Genomic DNA, 13,625 nt, shown 5'->3' on the forward strand with positions numbered 1-13,625 from the left:
TAGTCAACAGCAGGGCAGCGAGCATATTATGACAGTTCTGGACAAGAAAGCCATTCGTACCCTTCCCGAAGCGGCCATTGCCGCTTTTGGCCAGCGCTTCGGCGAGCGTTTCATTACTTCCATGGCCGTGCGTGAACACCACGGTACCGACGAGTCTCCGTATCCCGTGTGCCCGCCTGAAGCAGTCATCTTTCCGCGCGACACCGATGAAGTGGTCGACGCTGTCAAAATCTGCAACCAGTACAAAGTACCGGTCATTCCTTTTGGCATCGGTTCATCGCTGGAAGGGCACGTGTTGCCCATCGAGGGTGGCGTTACGCTGGACTTTACCGAGATGAACAAAGTGCTGGCCATCAATGCCGAAGACTTCACCGTGACTGTGCAACCGGGCGTTATTCGCACGCAGCTCAATGAGGAAATCCGGCACACGGGTCTGTTCTTCCCTATCGATCCCGGCGCTCACGCATCCATCGGGGGCATGACCAGCACGCGGGCTTCGGGCACCAATGCCGTGCGCTACGGCACCATGCGCGAGAATGTGGTCTCCATGAAAGTGGTGACGGCTGCGGGCAAGGTGCTTCGTACCAGCAGCCGGGCCCGCAAGTCTTCATCGGGTTACGACCTGACCCGCCTGTTCGTTGGAAGCGAAGGCACACTGGGCATTATTGTCGAGGTTACCGTACGTGTATACCCGCAACCCGAGGCGGTGACAGCAGCCATCTGCAATTTCCCCACGCTGGAGTCTGCAGTGCAGTCGGTGATTGAAATCATGCAGTCGGGCGTGGCCATTGCCCGGGTCGAATTCATGGATACGCGGGCGGTCAAGGCAGTCAATGCCTACAGCAAGCTCACGCTCAAGGAAACACCGCTACTGTTGTTTGAATTTCATGGCAGCGAAACCGGCGTGCGCGAGCAGGCCGAGATCGTGCAGGAAATCGCGAAGGATAACGGCGGCATGGACTTTGAATGGGCCGAAAGGCCCGAAGATCGAAAACGCCTGTGGACGGCCCGTCATAATTCACATTACTCCGGCCTGCAATTGCGTCCTGGTTCGCGTTCGGTCGCGACAGACGTCTGTGTGCCGATTTCGCGGCTTGCCGAGTGTGTCAGTGAAACGGCCCAGGAGCTCGAGGGCATGCCCTTTCCGTACACCATCGTCGGGCATGTGGGCGATGGCAACTTCCATGTGCAAATGCTGATTGACCCTGATAGCCGCGAAGAATGGGAGATGTCTGAAGGCATCAATCGCCGGCTGGTATCGCGCGCCATTCGCATGGATGGCACCTGCTCGGGCGAGCACGGCGTGGGCATTCATAAAATGGAGTTTCTGAAAGAAGAACATGGCGAGGATGCATTGCAATTGATGCGGCTGATCAAGCATGCTTATGATCCGAACAATATTTTCAATCCAGGTAAACTGGTTTCCTGGGATGCGTAAATCACAATTGAACTAATGGCGCGGGTGGTTGCCAGCAGGTTGCTGCCCACGCCCGGCTCAAGATCACTCCCGTGACGCGGCGTTTATTCGAAGCGAACCCGTGCCAGGCGAGATTAATCACAAAGGAAATACTGTCGTGGATACACTTGCCATTCTCAAGCGAGGCCCGGTCATGCCGGTCATGGTCATTCAGTCGGTTGACGAGGCCCTGCAGGTCACCCATGCACTGCTGGACGGGGGCATTAACACATTTGAAATCACACTGCGCACGCCCGCCGCACTCGATGGCGTGCGCGAACTGGTCAACGCATTTCCGCAAGCATTGATCGGCGTTGGCACGGTACGGGACGCAGATCAGCTGGAAGCGGCGCTGCAGGCCGGTGCACGCTTTGCGGTGTCGCCTGGCCTGCCTGCGGCACTGTTGCCGGCCCTGGCCGCAAACCGGGTCCCGTTTTTGCCAGGGGTTGCTACGCCGACCGAGGCCATGAACGCCTTTGATGCCGGCTTTGCCGCCCAAAAGCTTTTTCCGGCAGAGGCAGTAGGCGGGGTGCCATTGCTCAAGTCGCTGCACAGCCCCTTGCCCGATATTGTTTTTTGCCCTACCGGCGGGATTCATGCGGCAAACGCTGCGACTTATTTGGCACTGCCCAACGTCGCCTGCGTAGGCGGTTCCTGGCTGGCGCCCGCAGACCTGGTGCTGGCGGGCGACTGGCAAGGGATCACGGCGCTGGCCGCTACCGCATTGGCACAGGCACGCCAGGCCTAATGGCCTGATCCTGGGCCGCACGGCAGGGTGGCAAGCTCGCTGGTCTGCCACTGGTCGGCAGCTCGCCCTGATCCGCTTTATTAACCCTCCTTATTTTTCCGACAAAACAGCAGCCTGCCCGCGCGAGGTTGCTTATTGTCGCTACGCCCCACCCAATTTCATGCATGCGCCGACAAATTGGCGGTGCGCCTGGCGATCTGCGGCAGTGCCCGCCCTTCCTGAATTATCATTAGGTTGAAAAAGGTCGTGTTGCGAATATCTCGCAGCACAGCCACGGATGACACACAACAATATGGACGAGGCAGCATGAGCACAATTTCACTTTCTTCCCTGATCACCCTGGCACAGGACACACTGGCCGCCGCCGGCGCCAATCCGGCCATGGCCGAGACAACCGCCAAGGCACTGGTCTTTGCAGATGCGCACGGCATTGCCACGCATGGTGTATCGCGCGTACCCAGTTACGCGCTGCACCTGTCTTCCGGACGGGCCGACGGGGGAGCAGAACCGGAAATTGTGCAGGAAAAACCATCGGCACTGCTGGTTGATGCGCGCACCGGGTTGGCCTTTCCTGCATGCGAACTGGCCATTACCACGGCGATAGAAAAGGCAAAGCAGACCGGTATTTGCATTGCTGGCGTGACCAACAGCCATCATTTCGGCATGGCGGCCTACCATCTGGAGCCGGTGGCCCATGCCGGACTGATCGGGCTGGCCTTCAGCAACTCACCATCGGCCATCACGGCGTGGGGCGGCAAACGTCCGCTGTTTGGAACCAATCCCATTGCCGCGGCTTTTCCGCGCGAGCAGGCCGAGCCGGTGGTGATTGACTTGTCTTTGTCGCAGGTAGCCCGGGGCAAAGTCATCCTGGCCGCAGGTGATGATAAACCCATTCCCGATGGCTGGGCGCTCGATAGCGAAGGCCGGCCCACCAATGATGCCAAGGCAGCCCTCAAAGGCAGTATGCAGGCTGCTGGTGGCGTCAAAGGGTCAATGCTGGCCCTGATGGTCGAGGTGCTCTGCGTGGCGCTTACCGGGGCCAATTTCGGCTACGAGGCCGATCCGCTTTACGATGACACCGGCAACGAACCCAGGCTGGGCCAGGTGTTCATACTGATCGATCCGCAAGCCCTGGCCGGCCAGCAGACGTATTTTAATCGCCTGGAAGACCTGATCGCCGCCATGCTGGAAGATGACGGCGTCCGCCTGCCTGGCGCGCGCCGTCATGATCTGGCCAATAGGTCGCAAGAAGAGGGCCTCACGGTGCCCGACAGCCTGCTGGCGCAAATGGGGTATCAGTAATGCTGAAATTTGCTGCAAACCTGTCCTTGCTGTACACCGAGGTGCCGTTCCTGGACCGCTACGCCCAGGCGGCGCAGGATGGCTTCAAAGGGGTCGAATGTCTGTTCCCTTATGATGAAGAGGCCGATGCCATCGGTCGTCGGCTGCAGGATCATGGCTTGCAGCAAGTGCTGATCAATGCGCCGGCGGGCGTTGCGGCTGCCGGCGAAAAAGGGCTGGCCTGCCTGCCGGGCCGTCAGGCCGAATGCCTGGATGGCGTGAAAAAAGCCATTGATTACGCGTTGATTCTGGGTGTGCCGCGCATCCATGTCATGGCCGGAATCGTGCACGACCAGGGGACGCATGCCGCCGCGCACGATCAGTATCTGGACACCCTGTCCAAAGCGGCCACGCTTCTGCAGGGCGCCGGTCTGGATTTGATGATCGAACCGATCAATCCGATCGATATGCCCGGTTATTTTCTGTCCCGCCAGGCACAGGCGCGCGAGGTGCTGGCGCAGATCAACATGGATAACCTGCGTATTCAAATGGATCTTTACCATTGCCAGCGCACCGAAGGCGATGTCACTCGTCATATTGGCCAATCGCTCGGCACCGGGCAGCTCGGCCACATGCAGATTGCCAGCGCACCGGACCGGCACGAGCCCGATACGGGAGAATTGAATTATTCCTATGTGTTCCGGCAGCTCGAGACGCTGGGCTACGACGGCTGGATCGGCTGCGAGTATCGGCCGGCCCGCGGCACCCGAGACGGGCTCGGCTGGCTGCAGCGCTATTGGGCGTCTGCCGCAGCGGCGGCGCAGGCAGCCTGAACCTGACATATATATATTGCACAAAAAGGACACGGAATGAGTAAAACGAAACTGATTACCCTGCGTGCCGACCAGGCCGAGTTGATTGTCGCGCCTCATATTGGGGGGGCGATTTGCGGTTATCGGCATCACATTGATAACGTCATATGCCCATGGTTGCGAGATGCTTCACAGCAGGCAATCGACGAAGGTCTGGTCTCCGATATGTCCAGCTTTCCGCTGCTGCCCTGGTTCGGACGGCTGCGCAATGGCACCTTCGAATTTGAAGGCCAGCGCGTGACCTACCCTTCGGCCAAGCCCGACTCGCCGCACAGCATCCACGGCATTGTGCGCAACAAGCCCTGGACTGTGGAATCACAGCAGGAAAATGAGCTGGTCATACGTTATACGCACGCGCCGGATGCCTGGCCCTACGCGTTTGTTGCCGAGCAGCGTTTCGTACTGGAGCCGCTAAGACTGAAAGTGCACCTGACGGTGACCAATACCGGCCACCGCGTCATGCCGGTGGGGATGGGGCACCATCCCTATTTCGTGCGTCATCCCAATACGATTCTGACAGCAGGCGTGGGCCAGGCCTGGATCAGCGACGAGGAGGTCATGCCGCTGAATCTGGCCATGCATCCGGATACCGATGCGCTCAAACAGGGTATTGCGATCGATCGGCATGTTTTCGATCATCCCTTCACTGCGTGGGATCACGTGGCCGACATCCACTGGCCCAACGAGCGACGAACCCTGCGCATGACCGCGACGCAGCCACTGGATTTCCTGGTGGTCTATAGCCCGCCGGGCAAGGACTGGTTCTGCGCCGAGCCGGTCAGCAATACGTCCGATGCGTTTAATCTGAACGCCAGCTACGGCCCGACTCAGGTGGGCGGACAACCGCTGGAGCCGGGGCAATCGCTTACCTCGGTGATGACATTTGAAGTAGCCTTCAGTGACTAGTGCTGGTCAAGGCAGCCCGGGCAAGCAGTTACACGAATTGCCTATGGGCCAGACCCGTGTTGCCCCGATCGGTGCAGCAAAAAACATTTGCCTATTGGATTTTCCTGTTTTACACTTAGTGCAACCATTTGGTTGCACATGAACAGGAGGAGCACATGTCTTCAAACCAGATTGAAAAAAGCGTCACGCTCGCCGCGCCCGTCTCGCGGGTGTGGCGCGCCCTGACCGATGCACAGGAATTCGGGCAGTGGTTCGGGGTCGCCCTGGAAGGGCCCTTTATCGAGGCCGGGACAGTTCGGGGCAAATACACTGGCCCATTGGACGAAGCGGTGATCAAGCAATATCAACGCCAGGCTGGCGTCGCACCAGCCCCAGTCAACCTGCCGCAAGAGTCTACGACGTTCTGCACGGTGCAGACGATAGAGCCAGAGCGATACTTCAGCTTTCGCTGGATCCCTTTCGGTATCGATGCCCAAGCCGATCCCCACAACGAGCCCACCACCCTGGTCGAATTTCGCTTGGAACCCGTTGCAGGCGGCACGCAGCTTACGATTACCGAGTCCGGGTTCGACAACGTACCAGCACACCGTCGCGCACGCGCCTTCCTGATGAACACAGGCGGCTGGGAGGAGCAGGTTCGGAACGTGAAGCAATATGTCGAGCGAGATTGATCAAACCATTGCTGATGATCAGCACATTGCCGATGTGTTCTTTGCGCTTGGCGATGGCACCCGGCTTGCGCTGGTGCAGCGGCTGGTTGAACAAGGCGCGCAATCGGCCACACGCCTTTCGGTGAATGCGCACGTCACGCGCCAGGCCATCATCAAGCATTTGCTGGTCCTTGAAAATGCAAGGCTGGTGGTGCATGAGCGACGGGGTCGCGAGGTATTGTATGCGCTGGATCGGCAACGACTGGATCAAGCCCATGCCTTTCTGGGCGGCATCGCGGCCGGCTGGGATCGGGCCATCGGTCGCCTGCGGGACATTGTCGAGACCGGTCCGTCAGACAATTGAAACACACCCGAACCCATGGGCCGGCGGGTGGCGCCATTTATGCCCTGGCACATTGCTGCAGGCCATTTTTTGCGCGACATTGCTGTCAGTATCGGTCTGCTCATGCACAGGCTTGCGGCCGGAACAGCTGCATCAGGCGTTGCATCTGTAAAAAAATGTTGTATAACGCATCAAGCACAATGTTTTCAACACCGGCCTTTTTGTCGAATCTTCTTTGAAGCCGCCGTGTTCAGACAGCAAACCATATCGCAGTTCATTCACCTATGGTTAGCACTAATAGCAAATTGACGTGTTCGTAAGCATACTGTCCGCTACAAATGGCAGCGGGTGAACCACCTGCTTTCTTGCGGGTTTCACAAGACAAGAATATGACAGATCTAATATTAGAGACAAAGAAACTTACCAAGGAGTTCCTTGGTTTTGTGGCAGTAAATGCTGTTGATCTGCGGGTGGAAAGAGGGTCCATCCATGCGCTTATCGGCCCTAACGGTGCGGGCAAAACAACGTGCTTCAACCTGCTGACAAAATTTATCACGCCAACATCGGGCGAGATTTTTTTCAACAGTCAGAATATTACATCTGAAAAACCTGCTCAGATTGCACGCAAGGGGATCATTCGTTCCTTTCAGATTTCCGCCGTGTTTCCGGACATGACGGTACTTGAAAATGTACGCATCGGACTGCAGCGCGAAGAAGGCACCTCGTTTCATTTCTGGAAAAGCGATGCGTCGCTGAACCAACTCAATGATCGTGCCCGTGCACTTCTGGCAGAAGTCGATCTGCTCGATTTCCAGGATCATATTACTTCCAGCCTGCCCTATGGTCGCAAGCGCGCGCTGGAAATTGCCACGACGCTGGCGATGGAACCCGAATTAATGCTGCTGGACGAACCTACCCAGGGAATGGGACACGAAGACGTGGACCGCGTCACGCAATTGATCAAGAAAGTCAGTGCCGGTCGCACCATTCTGATGGTCGAACACAATATGAATGTCGTCTCCTCTATTGCCGATTGTATTACGGTGCTCGCGCGCGGAACCGTGCTGGCCGAAGGCGACTACGCAACGGTTTCAACCAATCCTGCCGTCATGGAAGCTTATATGGGCACAGCCGACGCCGCACTGCAGGGAGCGCACGCATGAGCGCCCTTGCCCTTGAAATAAAAGATTTGCATGCTTGGTATGGCGAGTCGCATATTCTGCACGGCGTAAACATGACCGTGCCAAAAGGCAGTGTGGTGACGCTGCTGGGCCGTAACGGCGCCGGCCGCACCACGACCATGCGCGCCATGTTGGGGCTGACCGGCAGTCGCAAGGGTTCCGTGCGGATTCACGGGGCAGAAGCCATCGGCCTGCCGACCCACAGAATTGCTCACCTGGGTATTGGATATTGCCCGGAAGAACGCGGCATTTTTGCCAGCCTGAGTTGTGAAGAAAATCTGCTGCTGCCACCGCCGCTGAAAAACGACAAGGCCGCGGCCAACGCCATGTCGCTGGATGAAATCTACGCCATGTTCCCGAATCTGAAAGAACGTCGCAATTCACCCGGCACACGCCTGTCGGGCGGAGAGCAGCAGATGCTGGCGGTGGCGCGCATCCTGCGCACCGGTGCCGACATCCTGTTGCTGGACGAGATTTCCGAAGGGCTGGCCCCGGTCATTGTGCAGGCGCTGGCCCGCATGATTACCACGCTCAAGCAAAAGGGGCTGACCATTATCATGGTCGAACAGAATTTTCACTTTGCCGCGCCTCTGGCAGATCATTTCTATGTGATGGAACACGGTGAAATCGTAGAAGCTTTTCCGGCTGCACAACTGACTGCAAAACAGGATACGTTAAACGAGCTGCTTGGCGTTTAACGTTTCAATCAACAACAATTAATCAATATCTATTGGAGAGTAACGATGAGACTCACAAAAAAACTTTGTGCGCTTGCTCTGGCCTCGCTGGGCACCCAGGCCATGGCTGCGGGCATTTCTGATGACGTCATCCGCATTGGTTTCATTACCGATATGTCAGGCGTCTATTCCGACATCGATGGCAAGGCCGGTGTGGAAGCCATCAAGATGGCCATTGAAGAGGCCGGCGGCGCGATCGACGGCAAGAAAATCGAACTGCTCACCGCCGATCACCAGAACAAGGCCGACGTAGCTTCGGCACGCGTACGGCAATGGATTGACCAGAACAAGGTAGACATGATTGTCGGTGGTACCAATTCGGCCACCGCCCTGGCTTCTGCAGCCGTTGCCGCCGGCAAGAAAGTGCCCTACATTGCCATTGGTCCCGGTACTACCGCCCTGACCGGTGCCAACTGTACGCCCTACACCATTCACTATGCCTACAACACCAAGGCGCTGGCCAATGTAACCGGTGGCGCCGTGGTCAAACAGGGCAGCACCAAATGGTTCTTCCTGACTGCCGATTACGCTTTCGGTCACTCGCTTGAAGCCGATACGACTACGGTGCTCAAGGCAAACAAGGCTGAGGTGGTCGGTTCGGTCAAGGTGCCGCTGGGAACCACAGACTTTTCCTCCTACATGCTGCAAGCGCAGTCTTCGGGCGCACAGATCATGGGCCTGGCCAATGCCGGTGGCGACTTCATCAACTCCATGAAAGCCGGCAGCGAATTCGGTGTTTTCCCCGCCATCAAGCCGGCTGGACTGCTCGTGTTCATCAACGACGTTCACTCGCTTGGTTTGAAAACCACACAGGGCCTGTATCTGACGTCCGCCTGGTACTGGAATCAGGATGATGAGTCGCGTGCCTGGTCCAAGAAATTCGAAGACAAAGTCAAACGCAAGCCGTCTTTCATTCAGGCCGGTGACTATGCCGCAGTGGGTACCTATCTGAAAGCCGTGGCAGAAACCAAGACCGATAACGGCGATGAAATCATCAAGTGGTTCAAGTCCAACACGATCAACAACATGTTCATGAAAAACGGCGTGACCCGCAAGGACGGCCTGGTAGTGCATGACATGTATCTGATGCAGGTGAAAACACCGGAAGAATCCAAAGCGCCTTGGGATTATTACAAGGTTGTGGAAAAAGTTCCGGGCGATGAAGCCTTCGGACCGGAAAGCGAATCAACCTGCAAGCTCTGATCCTGCAGGCCTATCCTGGCAGGCGTACCAATCGGGCGTCTGCCGGATTCATGAATATTATTTAAACTGACGCAGTCATTGAAATATGATTACCATTTTTGGCATACCCCTTGCTGCTTTTCTGGGCCAGATTCTTCTGGGCCTGGTCAACGGCTCTTTTTATGCAGTGCTATCGCTTGGCCTTGCCGTGATCTTCGGCCTGCTCAATGTGATCAACTTCGCTCACGGCGCACTGTATATGCTCGGAGCGTTCGTGGCGTGGATGGGCCTGCAGTTTCTGGGCCTGAACTACTGGGTCATGCTGATTGTCGCCCCGCTCGTTGTGGGCCTGCTCGGCATTATTATCGAACGGCTGCTGCTGCGTCATCTGTACAAGCTGGATCATTTATATGGTCTGCTGCTTACTTTCGGCCTGACTTTGGTCATCGAAGGCATTTTCCGCAGCATGTACGGCGTCTCCGGACAACCCTATCCCACCCCCGAATCATTGCGTGGCGCAGTCAACCTGGGTTTCATGGTATTGCCCATCTATCGCGGCTGGATCGTCGTGGCCTCGATCATCGTCTGCCTGGTGACCTGGTACGTGATTGAGCGTACCCGCCTGGGTGCGTTGCTGCGCGCCGGCACTGAAAACTCGAAACTGGTGGAGGCGTTCGGAATCAATGTTCCCCTCATGGTAACCCTGACCTATGGCTTTGGCGTTGCCCTGGCCGGTTTTGCCGGCGTCCTTGCCGCACCGGTGCTGCAGGTATCCCCACTGATGGGATCGAATCTTATTATTGTCGTGTTCGCTGTTGTGGTGATTGGCGGCATGGGGTCCATCATGGGCTCTATTGTCACTGGTCTCGGACTGGGCGTTATTGAAGGGCTGACCAAAGTATTCTGGCCGGAAGCGTCCAGTACGGTCGTCTTCATTATTATGGCAATTGTCTTGTTATTGCGTCCTGCCGGACTCTTCGGGAAAGTGAAATGAACCGCCAACTGCTTGCCTTGCTGGTTTTTGCCCTGGCACTGGCCTTTCTGCCTGCTTTGGGTGTCTATCCGATTTTCGTCATGAAAATCCTCTGTTATGCGCTGTTTGCCTGCGCGTTCAATCTGCTGCTGGGCTATGTGGGCCTGCTCTCCTTTGGTCATGCTGCCTTCTTTGGTGGCGCCGGCTACGCCGCGGGCCACGCTATCAAGGTCTGGGGCCTGACGCCGGAACTGGGTATTATTTTTGGCGTCATCATCGCAGCCCTGATGGGATTGATCGTGGGCTGGCTGGCCATACGGCGCAGCGGCATCTATTTCACCATGATTACACTTGCCATGTCGCAGATGGTTTTCTTCTATTTTCTGCAGGCGCCCTTTACCGGCGGCGAAGACGGCCTGCAAGGCGTACCGCGCGGCAAGCTGTTTGGCATGATAGACCTGAGCAACGATCTGAATCTTTACTATTTGGTAATCGTCATTTTCCTGATCGGTTATTTCATCTGCTGGCGCACCGTAAAGTCGCCATTTGGCCAGGTGCTGCATGCGATCAAGGAAAACGAACCACGCACCGTTTCACTCGGTTATGACGTCGACAAGTTCAAATTGCTGGCCTTTGTACTGTCTGCTGGCCTGGCAGGACTGGCCGGCGCCACCAAAACCCTGGTGTTTGTTTCAGCAACGCTGTCCGACGCCATGTGGCAGATGTCGGGCACGGTCGTTCTGATGACCCTGATCGGCGGCGTGGGCACCTTTACCGGACCCGTGATCGGCGCGCTGATCGTGGTGTTTATCGAGAACAAAATCGGCGAGATTGGACGCATGCTGGCCAGCTCTACCGGCATCCAGTGGTTTCAGACGCTGGGCGAGTCGGTCACCATTGTCATGGGGCTGATTTTTATTCTGTGCGTCATGGCTTTCCGCAAGGGTATTGTCGGTGAGCTGCTGGCCCTGCTGCCGGCAAATCGCAAGAAGCACTAGCCACCCTCTGCGGCAGAACCGCAAATGCCTGCAGCCCGCCTGAAATCGCTTCAGCGGGCTGTTTTATTTGCCGCTGATATATACAGGTGACCGGTTCGACTTGCGCTGGCCTGGGTTACTGGTCCCCGGGTGATGGGGTCATCGCGCGCATAATCCCCCCGCGACATACGGACTTATCCAGGGTGCATGGCCAGAACCATAAGTTTGCAAGGCTGCCCGTTTCGTGTTGTTCATACAGAACGGAAAAATCAGGGAGCGGTCGCGATCAGGATGGTGTACAAAATGCCCAATGGTGCATGACAGATGGGCACGACAAAATAAGGCAGCATGGCAAGATAGGATATCAGACAAATGAAACCGGCTCGCACGACTTACATTGTTCGATTGTTTCACATATGTGTAAGCCTGAAGGTATTTGATGTGCAATTGCAGGCAATCGCGGAAAGCGTGTCCATACCAGTTGTAATATCACCTATGTCGTATTGCTGAATGCCTGCTTAAACAAAGGCACCAAGGCATCACACTACTGCACGGTTACATGGCATCAATGTCTCCGCAATTACCCTAGGTTCAAATATTAGGGCTTGCTTCTAGTGCATGTTCCTTAATACTATCTTGTTTTAATTGAAGCCAAGTGCGCGCAATCGGCCACGGTGTTTAAATTAAATCCGCCAGGATCTCATCTGTAATGATGCCATCTCCGAGAATTCTATAACTAAGGAATGTCAATGAAAAAGCGTACCCTTTTTTCAGTTGTTACATCCGCCCTTTGCCTGAGTGCCGTAGCCGTGGGCTCTGCACAGGCTGCGGATTATCCAAGTAAACCTATCCGCGTCATTGTGCCCTTTGCACCAGGCGGCTCTACCGATATCGTCGCTCGTATTGTTACGACAAAAATGAGTGATATCCTGGGCAAACCCATGGTCATCGAAAACAAAGGTGGCGCAGGCGGTGCGCTGGGCGCAACTGAAGCGGCCCGCGCCAAATCAGATGGCTATACGCTGTCCATTGCCACCGTCTCCACCATGGCGGTCAATCCTGCGTGCAAACCTACCGGACTGGGCTACGATGCGCTGAAAGATTTCGCACCCGTGGTCAACTTCGCCAATGTACCCAATATCCTGGAAGTTAACCCCAAGTTTCCTTCCAAAGACTTCAAGGCTTTTCTTGAAGAAGTCAAGGCCAACCCGGGCAAATATTCCTATGGTTCTTCAGGCACCTGCGGCGTGTTGCACCTGTTCGGAGAAGCCTTCAAGCAAACCACCAAAACCGATATCGTGCACGTGCCTTACCGTGGCTCGGGCCCTGCCGTAACCGACGCTGTCGGCGGACAGATACAAATCCTGTTCGACAATCTGCCTTCATCATTACCCCAGATCCAAGGTGGCAACCTGCGGCCTATGGCAATCGCCTGGAAAGAGCGCTTGCCTGCCCTCAAAGATGTACCCACTTTCGCTGAGCTTGGTTACGAAAACCTGAATCAGCCTGTCTGGTATGGCCTTCTGGCCCCTGCCGGCACACCCAAGGAAGTGATCGATAAACTCAACAGTGTGGCTGTAGAAGCACTGAAAGATCCCAAAGTTGTTGAAGCGCTGGAGAAACAGGGCGCATTTGCTTCCGGTAACTCGCCTGAAGAGTTCGGCAAGGAAATCCAGCAACAATTCGATTGGGCCAAGGACGTCGTCAAGAAAGGCAATATCAAGCTCGACTGACGCAGCAGGCTGACCGTCAAGTGCAGTTGGGACTGGGCATCCCGGCTGCACCGTGACCGCAGCATTTCCTTGCGCAAAGTAAATTAAAAACGAAGGTTTAGTATATGCACATCAAAAGTCAACAGGATTTTTGGGCAGGAATCATGTTCATCGTTATCGGCGTGGGCTTTGCCCTGTTCTCCGGAGCGTATGACATGGGTACTCCAGCCCGTATGGGTCCGGGTTATTTTCCATTCTGGCTGGGCGTCTGCCTGGCTCTCCTTGGCGCTATTGTCTTTATGACCTCGCTGCGAGGCAAGCCTAAAGAAGACACGGATATCGGCCATTTCGACTGGGACATTCTTTTTCTGATCATCGGTTCAATTTCGATTTTCGGGCTCATGCTGAACCACTTGGGACTGTACATTTCCGTTCCATTGCTGATCATCTTCAGCAGCCTGGCCAGTCATGAATTCAGTCTCAAGATCGCGATTTTCAATGCCATTTTCCTCACGCTGTTCACCTGGCTGGCGTTCATCAAGGGGCTCGGCCTGATTTTCCCATTGCTGCCAGTCCCTTTCGGCGAATGGTCTCTGCTCGCGCAGAT

At 56.0% G+C, this 13,625-nt stretch carries 13 protein-coding genes and 1 pseudogene; all 14 read left to right on the plus strand.

Going from position 1 to position 13,625, the window contains the following annotated elements:
* Positions 1-28 precede the first annotated feature (28 nt).
* Positions 29-1,438 (plus strand): FAD-binding oxidoreductase, encoded by a 1,410-nt coding sequence (locus INT32_RS17480; protein ID WP_193090000.1) that lies wholly within the window; start codon positions 29-31, stop codon positions 1,436-1,438.
* Positions 1,439-1,574: 136 nt separating this feature from the next.
* On the plus strand, positions 1,575-2,204 hold the full coding sequence (locus INT32_RS17485; RefSeq protein ID WP_193090001.1) for a bifunctional 4-hydroxy-2-oxoglutarate aldolase/2-dehydro-3-deoxy-phosphogluconate aldolase: 630 nt from the start codon (positions 1,575-1,577) through the stop codon (positions 2,202-2,204).
* 306 nt (positions 2,205-2,510) lie between these two features.
* Entirely contained in the window at positions 2,511-3,506 is a 996-nt protein-coding gene (locus tag INT32_RS17490; RefSeq protein ID WP_193090002.1) for an Ldh family oxidoreductase, read from the plus strand.
* Positions 3,506-4,318, plus strand: coding sequence for a 2-oxo-tetronate isomerase (gene otnI / locus INT32_RS17495; protein WP_193090003.1), 813 nt, complete (start codon positions 3,506-3,508; stop codon positions 4,316-4,318). The genes INT32_RS17490 and otnI overlap by 1 nt, the downstream gene beginning before the upstream one ends.
* Before the next feature lie 36 nt (positions 4,319-4,354).
* Positions 4,355-5,263 carry an aldose 1-epimerase gene (locus tag INT32_RS17500; RefSeq protein WP_193090004.1) on the plus strand — a complete coding sequence of 303 codons (909 nt, stop codon included), beginning with the start codon at positions 4,355-4,357 and terminating at the stop codon, positions 5,261-5,263.
* 155 nt (positions 5,264-5,418) lie between these two features.
* The gene (locus INT32_RS17505; RefSeq protein ID WP_193090005.1) at positions 5,419-5,934 is read left to right on the plus strand and encodes an SRPBCC family protein; all 516 of its coding nucleotides are present in this window, start codon (positions 5,419-5,421) and stop codon (positions 5,932-5,934) included.
* Entirely contained in the window at positions 5,918-6,277 is a 360-nt protein-coding gene (locus INT32_RS17510) for a helix-turn-helix transcriptional regulator (protein ID WP_193090006.1), read from the plus strand. The genes INT32_RS17505 and INT32_RS17510 overlap by 17 nt, the downstream gene beginning before the upstream one ends.
* 368 nt (positions 6,278-6,645) lie before the next feature.
* Complete coding sequence (locus INT32_RS17515; protein WP_193090007.1) at positions 6,646-7,419, plus strand: ABC transporter ATP-binding protein; 774 nt, start codon at positions 6,646-6,648, stop codon at positions 7,417-7,419.
* Positions 7,416-8,135: an ABC transporter ATP-binding protein gene (locus INT32_RS17520; protein ID WP_193090008.1), complete on the plus strand. Its 720-nt coding sequence runs from the start codon at positions 7,416-7,418 to the stop codon at positions 8,133-8,135. Before INT32_RS17515 ends, INT32_RS17520 begins: the two co-directional genes overlap by 4 nt.
* Positions 8,136-8,180: 45 nt before the next feature.
* The gene (locus tag INT32_RS17525; RefSeq protein ID WP_193090009.1) at positions 8,181-9,377 is read left to right on the plus strand and encodes an ABC transporter substrate-binding protein; all 1,197 of its coding nucleotides are present in this window, start codon (positions 8,181-8,183) and stop codon (positions 9,375-9,377) included.
* Between the two features lie 85 nt (positions 9,378-9,462).
* Positions 9,463-10,350: a branched-chain amino acid ABC transporter permease gene (locus INT32_RS17530; protein WP_193090010.1), complete on the plus strand. Its 888-nt coding sequence runs from the start codon at positions 9,463-9,465 to the stop codon at positions 10,348-10,350.
* Positions 10,347-11,327: a branched-chain amino acid ABC transporter permease gene (locus tag INT32_RS17535; protein WP_193090011.1), complete on the plus strand. Its 981-nt coding sequence runs from the start codon at positions 10,347-10,349 to the stop codon at positions 11,325-11,327. Before INT32_RS17530 ends, INT32_RS17535 begins: the two co-directional genes overlap by 4 nt.
* 722 nt (positions 11,328-12,049) lie before the next feature.
* Entirely contained in the window at positions 12,050-13,039 is a 990-nt protein-coding gene (locus INT32_RS17540) for a tripartite tricarboxylate transporter substrate binding protein BugE (protein ID WP_193090012.1), read from the plus strand.
* A 104-nt stretch (positions 13,040-13,143) separates the two neighbouring features.
* Positions 13,144-13,590 (plus strand): annotated as a pseudogene (locus INT32_RS17545) (tripartite tricarboxylate transporter TctB family protein); the annotation flags it as partial.
* Positions 13,591-13,625 lie beyond the last annotated feature (35 nt).

The sequence above is a fragment of the Advenella sp. FME57 genome, from assembly GCF_014897675.1.
Taxonomy (GTDB): Bacteria; Pseudomonadota; Gammaproteobacteria; order Burkholderiales; family Burkholderiaceae_B; genus Advenella.